The organism is Methylobacterium sp. Leaf102 (assembly GCF_001422425.1).
Lineage (GTDB): Bacteria > Pseudomonadota > Alphaproteobacteria > Rhizobiales > Beijerinckiaceae > Methylobacterium.
On record NZ_LMMX01000037.1, the window covers coordinates 289,822 to 303,699 of the forward strand.

The 13,878-nt window shown below is 70.8% G+C and carries 12 protein-coding genes; 7 read left to right on the forward strand and 5 right to left on the reverse strand.

The features are described from left to right. Positions 1-11: 11 nt before the first annotated feature. The 4 genes from ASF27_RS17470 to ASF27_RS17485 all read left to right on the forward strand — a co-directional run bounded on the left by ASF27_RS17470 (position 12) and on the right by ASF27_RS17485 (position 4,467). A complete protein-coding gene (locus ASF27_RS17470) occupies positions 12-221 on the forward strand; it encodes a hypothetical protein (protein ID WP_056303269.1) in 210 nt (69 codons plus the stop codon). A gap of 64 nt (positions 222-285) precedes the next feature. Continuing rightward, on the forward strand, positions 286-2,112 hold the full coding sequence (locus tag ASF27_RS17475) for an ATP-binding cassette domain-containing protein (protein ID WP_056262219.1): 1,827 nt from the start codon (positions 286-288) through the stop codon (positions 2,110-2,112). A 119-nt stretch (positions 2,113-2,231) separates the two neighbouring features. Beyond that, positions 2,232-4,181 (forward strand): hypothetical protein, encoded by a 1,950-nt coding sequence (locus ASF27_RS17480; protein WP_082479262.1) that lies wholly within the window; start codon positions 2,232-2,234, stop codon positions 4,179-4,181. 10 nt (positions 4,182-4,191) lie between these two features. Beyond that, entirely contained in the window at positions 4,192-4,467 is a 276-nt protein-coding gene (locus ASF27_RS17485; RefSeq protein ID WP_056173898.1) for a hypothetical protein, read from the forward strand. Positions 4,468-4,475: 8 nt separating this feature from the next. Here the strand turns inward: ASF27_RS17485 and ASF27_RS17490 are convergent, their stop codons facing one another. Next, positions 4,476-6,803 carry a lytic transglycosylase domain-containing protein gene (locus tag ASF27_RS17490; RefSeq protein WP_056362057.1) on the reverse strand — a complete coding sequence of 776 codons (2,328 nt, stop codon included), beginning with the start codon at positions 6,801-6,803 and terminating at the stop codon, positions 4,476-4,478. A gap of 183 nt (positions 6,804-6,986) precedes the next feature. On the opposite strand from ASF27_RS17490, the gene dapA reads away from it, so the two are divergent. The 3 genes from dapA to ASF27_RS17505 all read left to right on the forward strand — a co-directional run bounded on the left by dapA (position 6,987) and on the right by ASF27_RS17505 (position 9,078). Further along, on the forward strand, positions 6,987-7,886 hold the full coding sequence (dapA, locus tag ASF27_RS17495; protein WP_056362060.1) for a 4-hydroxy-tetrahydrodipicolinate synthase: 900 nt from the start codon (positions 6,987-6,989) through the stop codon (positions 7,884-7,886). Between the two features lie 81 nt (positions 7,887-7,967). After that, positions 7,968-8,441 (forward strand): SsrA-binding protein SmpB, encoded by a 474-nt coding sequence (gene smpB, locus ASF27_RS17500; RefSeq protein WP_056173907.1) that lies wholly within the window; start codon positions 7,968-7,970, stop codon positions 8,439-8,441. A gap of 70 nt (positions 8,442-8,511) precedes the next feature. Further along, complete coding sequence (locus ASF27_RS17505) at positions 8,512-9,078, forward strand: peroxiredoxin (protein ID WP_056362062.1); 567 nt, start codon at positions 8,512-8,514, stop codon at positions 9,076-9,078. Between the two features lie 16 nt (positions 9,079-9,094). Here ASF27_RS17505 and ASF27_RS17510 read toward each other — a convergent pair whose 3' ends face one another. The 4 genes from ASF27_RS17510 to rpoZ form a co-directional block, all read right to left on the reverse strand. Next, positions 9,095-9,772: an NYN domain-containing protein gene (locus ASF27_RS17510; protein ID WP_056362220.1), complete on the reverse strand. Its 678-nt coding sequence runs from the start codon at positions 9,770-9,772 to the stop codon at positions 9,095-9,097. Positions 9,773-10,174: 402 nt separating this feature from the next. Next, complete coding sequence (gene pyrE / locus ASF27_RS17515; RefSeq protein WP_056303258.1) at positions 10,175-10,765, reverse strand: orotate phosphoribosyltransferase; 591 nt, start codon at positions 10,763-10,765, stop codon at positions 10,175-10,177. 43 nt (positions 10,766-10,808) lie between these two features. Beyond that, positions 10,809-13,046 carry a bifunctional (p)ppGpp synthetase/guanosine-3',5'-bis(diphosphate) 3'-pyrophosphohydrolase gene (locus tag ASF27_RS17520; protein WP_056261919.1) on the reverse strand — a complete coding sequence of 746 codons (2,238 nt, stop codon included), beginning with the start codon at positions 13,044-13,046 and terminating at the stop codon, positions 10,809-10,811. A 249-nt stretch (positions 13,047-13,295) separates the two neighbouring features. Continuing rightward, complete coding sequence (gene rpoZ / locus ASF27_RS17525) at positions 13,296-13,700, reverse strand: DNA-directed RNA polymerase subunit omega (protein WP_056092390.1); 405 nt, start codon at positions 13,698-13,700, stop codon at positions 13,296-13,298. Positions 13,701-13,878 lie beyond the last annotated feature (178 nt).

Sequence of the window (13,878 nt, forward strand, 5' to 3'; positions counted from 1 at the left end):
CGAGGCCTGCCATGTCGAATCCCGGTGCTCCCGTTCCCGAGACGCCCTACGAGGCTCCGCAGACGCCGCCGCCCGGGCCCGATCTGCCCGCGCCCGAGTTTCCCGGCCAGACGCCGACGGAAGCGCCCGACGTGACGCCGGACGAGATTCCCGTGAACGATCCGGGCGTCGGCCCCGATGTCGGCCCTGCGCCCACGGGTCCCGCCAACCCGGTCATGTAGGGTTTCCGCGTCCGGCGCCCCGAACCATTTGTTCACGGGCGCCGGCACTGCCATAAGCCCGGCCATGGCCGCTCCCCCGCTTCTCACCCTCCAAGACGTCGCCCTCACCTTCGGCGGCACGCCCCTCATCGAACGGGCCGAGCTCGCGATCTCGCCGGGCGAGCGTACCTGCCTCGTCGGCCGCAACGGCTCGGGCAAGTCGACCCTGATGAAGATCGCCGCCGGATTGGTGGAGCCCGACAAGGGGTTACGCTTCGTCCAGCCCGGCACCACCATCCGGTATCTGGCCCAAGAGCCGGACTTCTCAGGGTTCACCACCACCCTCGACTTCGTAGAAGCCGGGCTCACCCACGGCGACGAGGCCTACCGCGCCCGCTATCTGCTGGAGAGCCTCGGCATGACCGGGGAGGAGGACCCGTCGCGCCTGTCCGGCGGCGAGGGCCGGCGCGTGGCCCTCGCCCAGGCCCTGGCGCCCGAGCCCGACATTCTGCTCCTCGACGAGCCGACCAACCACCTCGACCTGCCGGCCATCGAGTGGCTGGAAGCCGAACTGAAGAGCGTGCGCGGCGCGCTCATCCTCATCAGCCACGACCGGCGCTTCCTCTCGGCCCTGTCGAAGACCACGGTCTGGCTCGATCGCGGCACCACCCGGCGGATCGAGCAGGGATTCACCACCTTCGAGGCGTGGCGCGACGCGTTCTTCGAGGAGGAGGAGCGCGACCGGCACAAGCTCGAGCGCAAGATCGCCGACGAAGAGCATTGGCTGCGCTACGGCGTCACGGCCCGGCGCAAGCGCAACGTCCGGCGCCTCGGCAACCTTCATCAGCTCCGCAAGGACCGGCGCGAGGACCGCCGCCCCGTCGGCACCGCCACCATGAGCTCGACGGAGGCCGACCCGTCGGGCGCCCTCGTGGTGGAGGCCAAGGGCGCGGCGAAAGCCTACGGGGAGCGCACCATCGTCGCCGACCTGTCGATCCGGGTGATGCGCGGCGACCGCCTCGGCATCGTCGGCCCCAACGGCGCCGGCAAGACCACGCTGATCAACCTGCTCACCGGCCAGCAACCGCCGGATTCCGGGACCATCGCGCTCGGTACCAACCTCAAGATGATGCTCCTCGACCAGACCCGCGCGGTCCTGGAACCGTCGATGACCGTGACCGAGGTGCTCACCGGCGGCAGCGGCGATTCGGTCACCGTCGGCGGGGTCAGCCGCCACGTCATCGGCTACATGAAGGACTTCCTGTTCGCGCCCGAGCAGGCCCGCACCCCCGTGAGCGTGCTGTCGGGCGGCGAGCGCAACCGCCTCCTCATCGCCCGGGCACTCGCACAGCCCGCCAACCTGCTGGTCCTCGACGAGCCGACCAACGACCTCGATCTCGAGACCCTCGACCTCCTGCAGGAGATGCTCACCGACTATTCCGGCACCCTGATCCTGGTCAGCCACGACCGCGACTTCCTCGACCGGGTCGTGGGCAGCGTCCTCGTCAGCGAGGGCGAGGGCGCCTGGATCGAGTATGCGGGCGGCTACACCGACATGATCGCCCAGCGCGGCGAGGGCGTGCAGGCCCGCACCGTCGCCTCGACCACGCGGGCGGGCCGGGCCGAGCAGCGCGAGCGCGGCAAGGCGCAGGAGGCCGCCAAGGCGGAGGCCGCCCCCCCCAAGGGCAAGCTCAACTTCAAGGACCAGCACGAGCTGAAGACCCTGCCGGAGCGGATCAAGAAGCTCGAATCCGACATCGGCAAGCTGAGGGCGGTGCTGGCCGACCCGCATCTCTACGCCCGCGATCCGGCGCGCTTCGCCAAGGCCTCGGGTCTGCTGAGCGAGGCCGAGACCCAGCTCGGCCAGGCCGAGGACCGCTGGCTCGAACTGGAGATGCTGCGCGACGCGTGACGGCCTTCATGATGCCGTGAAAACCGTATGATTGGGTTGGCTTCGCCAAGCGCCACTTCGCCAAGCGCCACTTCGCCAAGCGCCGCTTCGCGAAACGCCGCCTTCCACCGGGATCGAACGTGTCCGCCTCTCTTTCCGCCCTGATCCGTCGCACGGGCTGGCTCGTCGGCCTGCCCGGCGTCGCCGTGATCCTCGGCGTCGCCGTGCCCCTGGTGACGCCGCCCCTGGAGGCGCGCCTCGACGCGGAGGCCGCCGCGATCGTGCGCGAGACGGCGCGGGCGGGCACCGAGCCGTGGCTGCGTGCCACGGCGCGGGGCCGCGACCTCGTGGTGTTCGGCGAAGCGCCCGACGCGGTGTCCCGCGACACCACCCTGGCCCGCCTCGCCGCCCTGCCGGGCCTGCGCCGGATCGAGGGCAGTCTCGGGCTCGTCGAGACCGCCGCTCCCTTCGTGTGGACGGCCACGCGCACGGGGCCGGACCGCATCGCGCTCACGGGCAACCGCCCGGCCGAGATCGGCCGCCTTGCCCTGGCCGACCGTCTGACCCCGTCCCTCGCGCCGGGCACGCGCCTCGACGACGACGCCCGTACGGCCTACGGCGCGCCGGCCGAGTTCGCGCAGGCCGCCGCGGAAGCGATCTCGGCACTCAAGGCCCTGCAACCCGGCGCCCGGGTCGAACTGTCCGACACGCGCCTGTCGGTTCGGGGGGAGGCGATCTCGACGGAGGACGAGGCGCGCCTGCGCTCGTCCCTCGCGACGCCGCCCACGGGGTTCACCCTCGGCACCATCGAGATCCTGCCGGCCAACGTTCCGGACTTCGCCTTCGGCCTCGCCCGCGCGCCGGGCGGCGCCATCACCCTCACGGGCCACGTGGTCTCCGAGGCCGCCCGCGCCAGCCTGCGGGCCCGCGCCACGGAGATCGCCGAGGGCGCCGGCATCCTCGACGAGACCCGCACGGCACGCGGCCTCGATCCCGCCATCGATCCCGCCGGCCTCGCCGCCTTCGCCCTGCGCCTCGTCGCCCTGCTGCAGGAGGGCGGCGTCGCCTTCGCGCGCGGCGCGGTGTCGGTCACGGGCGTCGCCCTCGACGGGCAGGCGGTGGACGAGATCGCGACCCTCCTGCGTGACGGGCGCCCTTCCGGCGTCGCGGCCGGGCCGGTGCGCCTGGAGACCCGGCCGCTCAAGCCCTACCGCGTCCAGCTCCGGCGCGAGGCCGACAGCGTGACCCTGGGCGGCCACCTGCCGGACGCGGCCACCCGCGAGCGCATCCTCGCGGCCCTGCGTCCAAAGTTCTTCCGCGAGCGGATCGTCGACCGGAGCCGCCTCGCTGACGGCGCCCCCGAGGGCCTGACGGGCGCCCTCGATCAGGGCATTGCCACCCTGGCGGTGCTGGCGCGTGGCGAGATCCGCATCGCCGACCGCGCCCTCACGCTCACGGGCGACAGCCTCTACGCCGAGAGCGCGCGCCGCATCGAATCGGATCTGCCCCGCGCGCTGCCCGCCGGGTGGCAGGGCAGTGCGGCCATCGCGGTGCCGGGCGTGGGTACCGCCCCCGACGCGAAGGCCTGTGCGACGCGGTTCACCGCCCTCGATCCGGGCCGGGCCCTGACGTTCGTGCCCGGCAGCGCCATCCTGACGGCGGCGTTCTATCCCCTCCTCGATTCGGTGGCGGCCTGGGCCAAGGCCTGCCCCACGGGCCGCATCGCGGTCACCGGCCACACGGACCCGGCGGGCGCCCCGCCGGCCCCGAAGCCGGCCGTCGAGACCGCCGTGGACAGCACGGCCTCCGTCGAGCCCCCGAAGGACGCCAAGGCGCCCACGAAGGCCGACACCAAGGCGAAGCCCGCCACGGGCGCGAGCGCCAAGGCCGCCACCAAGACGCCTCCCGAGAAGCCGCCCGCCAAAGCGGACATCCCGTCCGAGCCCGAGCCGGACCTGCCGCGGCAGCGCGCCCTCGCCCTTGTCGAGTATCTGCTCCAGGCCGGCCTCCCGCCGGACCGGGTCGCCGCCGATCCCGCCGCGCAAAGCCGCCCGCCCGCCGAGGGCATCGGCCTGGCCCTGCGCCCATGAGGAGTCTCGCGTGATCCCCCTGCTGACGCTGATCGGCCCGGCCCTGGTGCTCGGCTTCCTCCTCGGCGCGGTGGTGGGCCGCTTCGCCGGCCTGCCGCGCACGGGGTCGACCCTGGCGGGGACCCTCGCCCTGGTGCTCGCGGCGGCCGTTGCGGGCGGGCTCAGCCTCGCCGGGCTCGTTCCGGGCCGCGCCGGCCTCTGGGTCGAGGTCGGTGCTCTGATCCTCGCGGCCTACCTCGCGGGTGCGGCCGTGGGCGCCGTCTCGCCCGGGCGACAGGCGGCCTGACCTGTCCCTCAGCGCGCGCCGCGCTGCAGATCCCCGTCGATGAGGAGCGCGCTCTTGGTGTCGAGGCGGGTGCGGTAGATCTGCAGGTTCTCCATCACCCGCTGGACGTAGTTGCGCGTCTCCGTGAAGGGGATGCGCTCGACCCAGTCGATGGGGTCGACGCCCGCCTTGCGCGGATCGCCGTAGGCGTCGATCCACTTCTTCACGTTGCCGCCGCCGGCATTGTAGGAGGCGAAGGCGAGGATGTAGGAGCCGCGCCAATCGTCCATGAGCTCGCCGAGATGGGCGTGGCCGAGGCGGGCGTTGTAGGCCGGATCGCTGGTGAGCCGGTCCTGGTCGAAGGCGGCGCTGACCCGGCGGGCCGTGCGCTGGGCCGTGGCCGGCATCATCTGCATCAGGCCGCGCGCGCCGACGCTCGACTGGGCCAGGGGGTCGAACTGGCTCTCCTGCCGGGCGATGGCGAAGACCATGGCCTTCTCGACCAGGGGCACGGCGGCGGACGCCTCGTAGGCCGGGATGCCGATGGTCGGGTAGGCGTGGGCGTCCAGCGGCAAACCGCGCTGCACGGCGATCTTGCCGATGGCCACGAGCGCCCGGGCGTTGCGGACATCCGCCGCGATGTTGCCGAGGGCATCGAGTTCGGCCGGATCGGAAAGCTTCGTCGCCGCGTCGATGTAGAGCGGCAGGGCCAGATCCTTCAGGGAGGCCGCCTCCAGCATGCGCAGGGCCCGGACGTAGAGCCGGTCCGAGAAGGCCGCCTGCGCGGGTGCGTCGAGCTCGGGAATCGAGCGGAGCGACAGGTTGGCGCGGCCGAGCTTCGCCCGGGCGAGCTGGCCGTAATAGGCGATGGGCTGAAGGGCGGCGCGCTCGTAGGCAGCCTTCGCCACGTCGGTCCGCCCCTCGGCCTCGGCGGCGCGGCCCTGCCAGTAGGCGGCGCGGGCCTGCGAGATCGGCGTCTCGGCGATGGCGGCGGCGGCGTCGAAATGACGGGCGGCGGTTCCCGCGTCGTCGAGGAAGCGCAGGGCGATCCAGCCGGCATGGAACTCGGCCTCGATGCGCTTCTCCACCGTGCGGGCGCTGTGGCGACCGGCGACGATGTAGGCGGTGCGGGCGTCGCCGAGATCGACGAGCTTGCGAGCGACGATCCGGCGCTCCACCCACCACTCGTCGCCGTCGACGAGGACGTCCGGGTTCGTCGGCGCGACGGAGAGCAGGGCGGCCGCCTCGGCATACTTGTCGGTGCGGCGCAGGTGCTGCGCCCGCGACAGGATGTAGGACGAGTCGTTGCGCAGGGACGGCGGTACCGCGTTGAGGGCACCGGGCGCGCCCGAACTCTTGTCCTCCACGGCGCGGCGGGCCCGCACCAGGCTGGCATAGCTCCCGCCCGCGAGCGCGGCGGCGCGGCCGGCGGTCTCGTAATCCTCCTTGAGGAGGGCGCGCTCCATGCGGAAGCGGTGGTCGATGCGGGTGAGCACGCCCGGAAAGGCGTCCATCACCTTGGCTTCGAGGCTGCGCCCGAAGGTGTCCGAGCGCCACAGCTCGCGCACCAGGGCGGCGGCGTCGGCATCGAGGTTCTCGGCCCGGAACGCCAGGGCCAGGGCGAACCGGCCCGGCGCGCTCGCGGGCTTGGAGGCCGCGAAATAGGCACGCACGATGGCCGGTCCCTTGCGCTCGATGAGCAGGGCCTCCTCGGCGCGCCGACGCAGCAGCGGCCCGGCCGGCCAGTCCGGATTGGCGCGGGTGAACGCGATGGTGCGCTCGAACCCGATCCCGGCGCCGGCCCGGATCGCGACCCATTCGAGGAGCGCGCGGGCGGCCGGGTCCTTGAACCCGTCGCGCAGGCGATCGCCGTCCCCGACGCGCCCCTTGCGGTAGGCGTCGATGGCCTGGCGCAGGGCCGGCACGTCGATGTCGGGGGCGATGCGGGCGGCGCGGACCGGATCGGGCAGCTCGGGCACCGGAGCCGCGGGCGAGACGGCGGCGTCGGGCAAGGGGAAGGCGATGCCGGCCTCGGGGTCGGCCGAGGCGTAGGCCTTCACCGTGGCGGGCAGGCCCGTCCGGGCCCCGGGCGGTGCCGTGTCGGCCGGTGGGGTCTCGGTGCTCCGCGCCTCGACCTTCAGGGCGTCGGCCGCCACGGGATCGAGGGTCTTGGTATCGGTCAGGGCGCTCGACGGGGCGGCGGCATCACTCGCCGGCAGCGCGTCCGATCCCGCCGCGAGCACGCCGGAGCCGAAGAGGCGGGGCAGGGTCGAACTGACGAAGGCCGTCCCGGCCAGGGCGGTGCCGCCCAGGAAGAGGGCCAGGGCGGCGCGATGCGAACACGTCCGGAACACCATGGATCTTACGAATCCCTGCGGGAGCGGGCCTCCTTCAAGCTCATCCAAAGGGCGTTAAGAAGGCATTAACCCCGTCAAAGCAGCGTTTGCGCCCGTGCGGCCGAGGCCTTATGTCTCCCCGCCTGATACGGGGCCGGTCCTGGCCCCGGCGCATGACGAGCCCCAAGGGCCGGGAACGCCAGGATGACCAGCACGACCACCCGGCGCCTGAAGGGCGCGATGACCGCCCTCGTGACGCCGTTCCGGGACGGCGCCTTCGACGAGGCCGCGTTCCGTGCCTTCGTGAACTGGCAGATCGCGCAGGGCATCCACGGCCTCGTGCCCGTCGGCACCACGGGGGAGACCCCGACGGTGACTCCGGCCGAACACGACCGCGTGGTCGAGATCTGCATCGCCGAGGCCGCCGGGCGCGTGCCCGTGATCGCGGGCGCCGGCTCGAACTCCACCGCCGAGGCGGTCGAGCGCGCGCGCCATGCCGAGAAGGCCGGCGCCGATGCGGTTCTGGTGGTGACGCCCTACTACAACAAGCCGTCCCAGGCCGGGCTCTACGCCCACTTCAAGGCCGTCAACGACGCCATCGGCATCCCGATCATCCTCTACAACATTCCCGGCCGCTCCATCGTCGACATGAGCGTCGAGACGATGGCACGCCTTGCCGAGCTGACGAACATCGTCGGGGTGAAGGACGCGACGGCCAGGCTCGACCGGGTCAGCTTCCAGCGCCAGGCCATCGGGCCGGACTTCGTCCAGCTCTCCGGCGAGGACGCGACGGCCCTGGGCTTCAACGCCCAGGGCGGCTGCGGCTGCATCTCGGTGGTGTCGAACGTCGCCCCACGCCTGTGTGCCGACCTGCAGGAAGCGACGCTTTCCGGCGACTACGCCAAGGCGCTCCAGCTGCAGGACATCCTGATGCCCCTGCACACGGCCATGTTCATCGAGCCGAACCCGGCGCCGGCGAAGTACGCCCTGTCCCGCCTCGGGCACATGCGCGAGGATCTGCGCCTGCCGCTCCTGCCCGTGAGCGAGGAGAGCAAGGCGGCGATCGATGCCGCCCTGCGCCATGCCGGTCTTCTGGACGGCTGAAACCGCTGGCGAAACCGCACGCGACAGACCATATCCCTCGGCCCGGCCGTATTCCGGCGGCCGGCCTGAACCGACGATGTGATGGCACCCAAACCCGATCCCGATCGCCGCGTCGTCGCCGACAACCGCGCCGCCCGCTACCATTACGAGATCACCGACACCATCGAGGCCGGGCTCGCGCTCACTGGCACCGAGGTCAAATCCCTGCGCAAGGGCAAGGCGACCATCGGCGAGGCCTATGCCGGGCCGTCGGGCTCCGACCTGATGCTGTTCAACGCCTACATCCCCGAATACGTCGAGGCGAACCGCTTCAACCACGAGACCAAGCGCCCGCGCCGGCTGCTGCTGCACCGAAAGCAGATCAACAAGCTCATCGGCGCCACACAGCGCGAGGGCTTCACCGTGGTGCCCCTGAAGATCTACTTCAACGAGCGCGGCCGGGCGAAGATCGAGCTCGGCCTCGGGCGCGGCAAGAAGCTCCACGACAAGCGCGAGGCGACGAAGCAGCGCGATTGGGAGCGCGATCGCGCCCGGATCATGCGCGACCGCGGCTGAACTTTTCGCGATTGGCCGCCGGGGTGGAGCGTGGATAGCCTGACGCCGCCCCAACCGCCGGATCGCCGTCATGACCCCCGACTACGCGTCCCTGCCCGCCGACCTGCCCGTGCCGGAGGATGACGGCGCCGCCCGCCACCTCGAAGGCCTGATCGCGCCCGACGTGTCCCTCGAGGCGACGGACGGAACGCGGGTGTCCCTGAGCCGCCTGCCGGGCCGTGCGGTGATCTACGCCTATCCACGCACGGGCGAACCCGGCCGGCCCACTCTCGTGCCCGAGTGGGACGCGATTCCGGGCGCGCGCGGCTGCACACCCCAGGCCTGCAACTTTCGCGATCACCACGCCGAGCTGATCCGGCGCGGGGTTTCCCATGTGCACGGGCTCTCGACGCAGACGAGCGCCTACCAGCGCGAGGTTGCGGCGCGCCTGCACCTGCCGTTCAGCCTGCTGGCCGATCCGCATGGGGCACTCACGCAGGCGATGCGGCTGCCGACCTTCACGGCCGGCGGCCTCACCCTCCTGCGCCGCCTCACCCTGGTGCTCGACGACGGGCGGGTGAGACAGGTGTTCTACCCGGTCTTCCCGCCCGACCGCAGTGTTGAACAGGTCATCGCCTGGCTCGACGCGGGAGCATGATTCGCAACGGCCGTCCTTACCCCTCGGGGTTGTCCTCGCCCTGGCGGATGCCGTAGCGGGTCTCGAGGCCGAGGCTCGGGCGGGCCGAGCGCTCGGGGGTCTCGCCGCGCGAGCGGGTGGCGGTGTCGGCGGGACCGCGTGCGTCCGGGGCGGACCGCATGGTGCGCTCGCCCGGATCGCGCCCGACCCGGGGGATGAGCTGGACGAGGTCGAGGAACTCGTCGGCCTGCCGGCGCAGGTCGTCGGCGACCATGGCGGGCTGGGTCTGGATCGTGGAGACCACGGTGACGCGCACGCCCTTGCGCTGCATCGCCTCGACGAGGGAGCGGAAATCGCCGTCGCCGGAGAACAGCACCATATGGTCGATGCGGGGGGCGAGTTCGAGGGCATCGATGGCGAGCTCGATGTCCATGTTGCCCTTGATCTTGCGCCGCCCGGCGGAATCCGTGAACTCCTTGGCGGGTTTGGTCACGACTCGGTAGCCGTTGTAGTCGAGCCAATCGATCAGCGGGCGGATCGAAGAATACTCCTGATCCTCGACCATGGCGGTGTAGTAGAACGCCCGAATGAGATTGTCGCGCGCCTGGAATTCCTTCAACAGACGCCGGTAATCGATATCGAACCCAAGCGCTTTGGTAGCGGCATAGAGGTTGGCCCCGTCAATGAAGAGGGCGCTGCGCTGCTGTGCGCTCATGTAATGATCCATTTTCTGATAAGCATTTAGGTCGTAGAGGCCTTGAGCGCTCCGATACCTAAAAGATCTGATAGCTTAATTGTACGCATCGGCCTCGGAAGACCTGACTTCAAATCGGCGAGCTCGACAAACGACCGTGCTTCAAAAACGAGCGCCGAAACAATCTACATCACTAATGCAGGTTAATAAGAATTTTGTCAAGCTCAAGCATAATGGCACTGGCTTTTTATGAGATTACCCGGCCTGGTTTCAATGCGTTTCCGGAGGATGTAATTGTCGATCGCTTGGCGCACCAGCTTGGCGCGCCTGCTTGGGTGATGTCGACGACCCAGATTTGGGGCCGATACGCGGACAAGTGGCCGGCCCCGACGCAAGTTCCGGAGGCGCGGCGCCGTATGCCTCTCACGGTTTCGGTGAGACCCGGCTGCCGGGCTTGACCGCAGGCAGGGCGGCGAGTTCGGGCGGCAGGGCATCCGCCGGATAGGCCGGGATGTCGAGGGTGACGAGGGTGACCAGCGGCAGGCCGATCTCGCCGCGCCCGCCCGAGCGGTCGATGAGGCAGGCCGCGCCCACGATCTCGCCGGCCTCGCCGCCAAGGGAGGCGAGGCACTCGCGCGCCGAGAGCCCGGTGGTGACGATGTCCTCGACGATGACGGCCCGCATCCCCGCCGGGATGCTGAAGCCGCGCCGCAGGGTGAAGGGCCCGCCGGGGTCGCGCTCCACGAAGATCGCGCGGGCGCCGAGGTGCCGGGCGGTCTCGTAGCCCGGCACGATGCCGCCGATGGCGGGCGAGACCACGATGTCGACGGGGCCGAACCGCTCGGTGATCTTCGCCGCCAGTGCCTTGCACAGGCGCGCGGTGCGGACCGGATCGGAGAAGATCGCCATCTTCTGCAGGAACACCCCGGAGTGCAGGCCGGAACTGAGGACGAAATGCCCGTCGAGGAGGGCGTTCGCGTCTCGGAATTCGGCGAGCACCTGCTCAGGGGTCATGATCTCGGCTCCGGTCGGTTCGGGATTGCGGGCGTATGTAGGCTCAGCCGTTCACCCGGTCCACCCGTGCCACCGTGCGCTTGCCGCGCAGCTCCGCCACGATGGCGTTGAGGTGCTTCAGGTCCCACACCGCCAGATCGATGACGATCTCTGTGAAGTCCTGGGTTTTGCGCTTCATCGAGAGGTTGTCGATGTTGCCGTCGTGGTCGGCGATGACCTGGGCAATGGAGGCGAGCACGCCCGGCTCGTTGATGGATTGGAGGGCGAGGCGCGCCGGGAAACGTTCGCTGGCGCCGGCCTCCACGTCCCAGCGCACGTCGAGCCAACGGTCGGGCTCGTTGTCGAAGGCGGCCAGGGCCGCCGACTGGATCGGGTAGATGGTCACCCCGATCCCGGGGGTGAGGATGCCGACGATGCGGTCGCCCGGCACGGCGCCGCCATTGGGCGCGAAGCTCACGGGCAGGTCGGTGTCGAGGCCCCGGATGGGGATCGCGTCGGGGCGCCCGGCCTCGGACGGTCCCTCCGGGAAGGTCAGACGCATGGTCTGGTCCTTCGAGAGGCTGAGGCGTCCGGCCCCGCCGGCGACGGGCTGCTGCAGGGGGGAGGGCGCGGTGCGGCGCTCGTCCTTGTGGTCGGGATAGACCGCCCGCACCACGTCGCCCGAGAACATCTCGCCCCGGCCCACGGCCGCGAACACGTCCTCCGTCGAGAGGCGGGCGAGGCGCGGCAGGGCGCCGCGCAGCTTGTCCTCGGAGAAGCTCTTCGCCGCCCGCTCGAAGGCCCGGTCGAGGATCTGGCGGCCGAGGCCGGCATATTGCCGCCGCACGGCCGAGCGCGTCGCCCGGCGGATGGCCGCGCGAGCCTTGCCGGTCACCACGAGGGATTCCCAGGCGGCCGGGGGCGATTGCCCGTCGGCCCGGGCGATCTCGACCTCGTCGCCGTTGACGAGTTCGTGCAGGAGCGGCGCCATGCGGCCGTTGATCTTGGCGCCCACCGCCGAATTGCCCACGTCCGTGTGCACGGCGTAGGCGAAGTCGATGGGCGTCGCCCCGCGCGGCAGGGCGATGAGCCGGCCCTTCGGGGTGAAGCAGAACACCTGGTCCTGGAACAGCTCGAGCTTGGTGTGCTCCAAAAACTCCTCCGGGCTGTCGCCCTCGGCCAGGAGTTCGATGGTGCGGCGCAGCCACTGGTAGGCGCCGCTCTCGGTGGCGAGCCGCGGATGGACGCCGCCCGCGTCGTCCCGGGCCGCCCCCTCCTTGTAGAGGGCGTGGGCGGCGATGCCGTACTCGGCGATTTCGTCCATGGCGGCGGTGCGGATCTGCAGCTCGACGCGCTGGCTCTTCGGACCGATCACCGTGGTGTGGATCGAGCGGTAATCGTTCTGCTTCGGGGTCGAGATGTAGTCCTTGTAGCGCCCCGGCACCATTGGCCAGGTGGTATGGACGACGCCGAGGGCCCCGTAGCAATCGGCCAGGGACTCGACGATGACGCGAAATCCGAAGATGTCCGACAATTGCTCGAAGGCGACGGATTTGCGCTCCATCTTGGCCGAGATCGAGTAGGGGCGCTTCTGCCGTCCCGTCACGGCGGCGGTGATGCCCTGGGCGGCCAGCCGCGCGGTGAGGTCCTGCTCGATGCTCTCGACCAGGCGCTCGGACTTCGCCGTGAGGTCGGAGAGGCGCTGCGCGATGGTGGCGTAGATCTCAGGCTTGAGGTTGCGAAGCGCCAGATCCTCCAGTTCCTCGCGCAGCTCCTGCATGCCCATGCGACCCGCGAGGGGCGCGTAGATGTCGAGGGTCTCCTCGGCGATGCGCTCGCGCTTGTCGACGCGCATGTGGTGGAGGGTGCGCATGTTGTGCAGGCGGTCGGCGAGCTTCACCAGCAGCACGCGGACATCGGCCGCCACCGCCAGGAGGAGCTTGCGGAAGTTCTCGCCCTGGGCCGCGCGCTTCGAGACGAGGTCGAGGCGCTTCAGCTTGGTCAGGCCGTCCACGAGGGCGCCGATCTCGGGGCTGAAGATCGCGCGGATCTCGTCCAGGGTGGCGGCGGTGTCCTCCACGGTGTCGTGCAGCACGGCGGCCACGATGGTGGCGTCGTCGAGGCGCAGATCCGTGAGGATCGCGGCGACCTCGAGGGGATGGGCGAAGAACGGGTCGCCGGACGCCCGCTTCTGGGTGCCGTGGGCGCGCATGGCGTAGACGTAGGCGCGGTTGAGCAGGGCTTCGTCCGTGGCGGGGTTGTAGCGCTTGACCCGCTCGACAAGCTCGTATTGGCGCATCATCCGCGAGACAGACCCTTTTCGGCTTCGAAGTCCCGCACCGCGCGGGCGCCCCCCTGGATTTGTCCCGCATCGCACGCGCCCACGCCAGCCCCCAAGGCGCGCGGGCGGACATTAATGCGGCCCCCCGTTGGTTTTAGAACGTCGCAGGCCGCAGCGAAGGCGCGACGAGCAGGGTTTCGGGCGCGGACATCCAACAAAAAACCCGGCCGCGAGGCCGGGTTGTTCGAAACGTCCCGTCGGGTGGACCGATTACTCGGCCTCTTCGTCCGTCTCGGTCGGGGGCGCCAGGTTCTCGAGGCCGCGCAGAAGATCTTCCTCGCTCATGCGGTCGAACTGCACGTCGTCGCTGGTGGATTGCGGGGCGACGGCGGCGGCGGCGGGCGAGCTCGACAGCAGCGGCACGGTCTCGGCCTCGGGCTCGTCGACCTCGACGTATTTCTGCATCGAGTGAATGAGCTGTTCCTTGAGGTCGTCGGCCGTGATGGTCGCGTCGCCGATCTCGCGCAGGGCGCAGACGGGGTTCTTGTCGCGGTCGCGGTCGATGGTCAGGGGTGCGCCGGCGGCGAGCAGGCGGGCGCGGTGGCTCGCGAGCAGCACGAGCTCGAACCGGTTCTCGACCTTGTCGATGCAGTCTTCAACGGTGACGCGAGCCATGTGGACGGCTCCTTCCTCGAACAGGGTGTGGGGAATTGAACCGGCCTCTTACACCCCTTGACGTTTGGCAACAAGGCAGGGGTGGGGATGGAGCGACGCCCCTGGGCAGGGGCGTGCGGTCTCGCCCGCGGCTCGGCCCCGACGCGACGAACGGCCGTCGATCCCGGAAACTTCGGAA

Excerpts from the sequence above, each read along its gene's own strand:
- rpoZ (WP_056092390.1), bottom strand. The coding sequence starts at position 13,700 with ATGGCTCGCGTCACCGTTGAAGACTGCATCGACAAGGTCGAGAACCGG.
- ASF27_RS17520 (WP_056261919.1), bottom strand. The coding sequence starts at position 13,046 with ATGATGCGCCAATACGAGCTTGTCGAGCGGGTCAAGCGCTACAACCCC.
- ASF27_RS17505 (WP_056362062.1), top strand. The coding sequence starts at position 8,512 with ATGACCCCCGACTACGCGTCCCTGCCCGCCGACCTGCCCGTGCCGGAG.
- ASF27_RS17475 (WP_056262219.1), top strand. The coding sequence starts at position 286 with ATGGCCGCTCCCCCGCTTCTCACCCTCCAAGACGTCGCCCTCACCTTC.
- ASF27_RS17510 (WP_056362220.1), bottom strand. The coding sequence starts at position 9,772 with ATGAGCGCACAGCAGCGCAGCGCCCTCTTCATTGACGGGGCCAACCTC.
- pyrE (WP_056303258.1), bottom strand. The coding sequence starts at position 10,765 with ATGACCCCTGAGCAGGTGCTCGCCGAATTCCGAGACGCGAACGCCCTC.
- smpB (WP_056173907.1), top strand. The coding sequence starts at position 7,968 with ATGGCACCCAAACCCGATCCCGATCGCCGCGTCGTCGCCGACAACCGC.
- ASF27_RS17470 (WP_056303269.1), top strand. The coding sequence starts at position 12 with ATGTCGAATCCCGGTGCTCCCGTTCCCGAGACGCCCTACGAGGCTCCG.
- ASF27_RS17490 (WP_056362057.1), bottom strand. The coding sequence starts at position 6,803 with ATGGTGTTCCGGACGTGTTCGCATCGCGCCGCCCTGGCCCTCTTCCTG.
- dapA (WP_056362060.1), top strand. The coding sequence starts at position 6,987 with ATGACCAGCACGACCACCCGGCGCCTGAAGGGCGCGATGACCGCCCTC.